Below are 370 nucleotides of genomic sequence, written 5' to 3'. Positions count from 1 at the left end.
TATAAACCTTTATATAAGTTGATGTACATGAACTAACTACACATTAAATAAACCTGCATACTATTTCGTTCAATTTATCAAAACTATAGGCTTGGTGCCGAGGGCCGGACTCGAACCGGCACGGTAGTCACCTACCGCAGGATTTTAAGTCCTGTGTGTCTGCCAATTCCACCACCCCGGCAGGCAGAAAAACGAGAGCGGAAGACGGGATTCGAACCCGCGACCCCAACCTTGGCAAGGTTGTATTCTACCACTGAACTACTTCCGCATCGCAAATGGTGCGGGTGAAGGGACTCGAACCCCCACGTCAAAGACACTAGATCCTAAGTCTAGCGCGTCTGCCAATTCCGCCACACCCGCATGTATTTAG

General features: G+C 48.9%; 3 tRNA genes. All 3 read right to left on the bottom strand.

The window, feature by feature from the left end:
- Positions 1-92: 92 nt before the first annotated feature.
- Positions 93-181 (bottom strand) — tRNA-Leu (locus WD019_RS21790).
- Between the two features lie 15 nt (positions 182-196).
- A tRNA-Gly gene (locus WD019_RS21785) sits at positions 197-268 on the bottom strand.
- An 8-nt stretch (positions 269-276) separates the two neighbouring features.
- Positions 277-360, bottom strand: a tRNA-Leu gene (locus WD019_RS21780).
- Positions 361-370 lie beyond the last annotated feature (10 nt).

The organism is Fictibacillus sp. Mic-4 (assembly GCF_049843615.1).
GTDB lineage: Bacteria > Bacillota > Bacilli > Bacillales > Fictibacillaceae > Fictibacillus_A > Fictibacillus_A gelatini.
The sequence above is the reverse complement of the archived record's forward strand: the minus strand, read 5'-3'. Positions and strand labels throughout refer to the sequence as shown.